The following is a 1,724-nucleotide window of genomic DNA, read 5'->3' as shown; positions in this document are numbered from 1 at the left end:
GGGCTCGATCAGGAGCCCGCCCGCCGCGATCTCGGTGTCGCCGAGCGTCGTGGGCTCGGTCGCCACGGCGATGCTGCCGTCGTCGGCGAACACGGGCGGGTTGCCGCGGAGGTAGCCGACCGGCTGGCCCTCGTCGACGAAGGTGCCTAAGAATGTGAACCCTCCGACGCTGAACTCCGGGGTCCCGCCGTTCGACGTCACCTCGTTGTCGAGGGTGTTAAACGATCCGTTGAGCCGGACGGCGAGGTTCCGGGTCTCGACGAGCTGGGCCGACGCCGAGAGCTCGACCCCCCGGTTCCGGACCTCCCCGATGTTGCGGAGCTGGTTCGTCTGACCCGTCGAGGGCGCGAACGGGGCGTTGAAGAGGGCGTCCTTCGTTACGGCGTCGTAGTACGAGGCCTCGATCAGGATCCGGTTGTTGGCCAGCCCGATGTCGGCCCCGAACTCCGTCGTGCTGATCCGCTCGGGCCGGAGGTCCGGGTCGCCCGCCGCGCCGAAGGTGAAGGTCGGCACGCCCAGGAACGGGTTGACCGAGAGCGTCCGGACCTGGGCGAACGGCGTCGGGAAGTTGCCGGCCTCTCCGTAGTTGGCCCTCAGCTTGAGCGAGAGCAGCGACGGCGGCACGATCCGCTGGACGAACGGCTCCTCGGTGGGCGTGTACGCCATCCCGATCCGCGGGTACAGCACCGCGCCGACGTCCTCCCCAAATGCGGAGTTGCCGTCGAGACGCAGGCCGACGTCGAAGAACAGCGTGTTGCGGAAGCCGACGTTCTCGGCGACGTAGACCCCGTAGTTGGCGACCTCCTGGATGAGGTCGGTGGCCGTTTGGTCGGCCGAGTTGTTGATCGTGAGCGACCCCTCGGTGACGTCCGTCGTCGTGACCACGCTCTGGTCGTCGTCGGTGCGGAAGAGCTGCCCGCCCACGTTCGTTAGGAACGAGAAAGCTCCGATCTCGGCCGAATGGCTCACGTTCGCGTCCAAGGTCAGGCCGAAGGACCGTCGTTGGGACCGGTTGATCGCCCCCTGGTCCGACGTCCCCTCGGGGACGAACCCGCCCACGATCTGGTACTCGTTCGTGAACACCTGCTGGTCCTCGTTGACCCGGTAGTCGATCCCCGAAACGACCCGCGCGAACAGGGACGGCGAGATGTTGAACTGGAACTGCTGCGATGTCTGGAACCGCTGGACGTCGGTCGTCACGTTCGACAGGTCGACGAACTCGCGGACGCTGGACCGGATCGAGTCGACCTCCGTGTCGCTCAGGTCCGAGAGCAGTCCGATGCTACCGGTTTCGAGGTCTTGGAAACGGCTGAAGTTGGCGTTCGCGTTGAAGTCGCGCTGGAACGCGTTCGAGGCGTACCCGAACGAGCCGGTGTAGGTCACGGTCGGGTTGATGACCGCGCTGAGGCTCGAGCGGAGGTCGAACCGGCGGTTCTCGTTGCGGGGTCGGAACCCGTCGTCGGCGAGGGCGCGGCCGGAGAAGCTGTACGTCAGGCCCTGGGTGCCGCCGTTGCCCGACAGGCGGTAGCCCGTGATGGCACCGGTCTCGAACAGGACGTCGCCCGTCTCCTGGAACCGGAGGAAATCGCGCGTGGCCGTGTTGAACCCGAGCTCGGTCTCCAAGAGCAGCGTGCTGCCGCCTGAGACGCCGCGCTTGGTAAAGATCTGGAGCACGCCGTTGCCGGCGTCGGACCCGTAGAGCGTGCTCGCGGCGCCGCCCTTGA

General features: G+C 67.1%; 1 protein-coding gene. It reads right to left on the bottom strand.

The window, feature by feature from the left end:
• A partial coding sequence (locus WBA11_RS16750) for a TonB-dependent receptor domain-containing protein (protein ID WP_424521790.1) occupies nt 1-1,724 on the bottom strand: 1,724 nt, incomplete at both ends.

The organism is Rubrivirga sp. (assembly GCF_049648075.1).
Classification (GTDB): domain Bacteria; phylum Bacteroidota; class Rhodothermia; order Rhodothermales; family Rubricoccaceae; genus Rubrivirga.
Note: the sequence above shows the minus strand (reverse complement) of the source record. Positions and strands in the feature narration are given on the sequence as shown.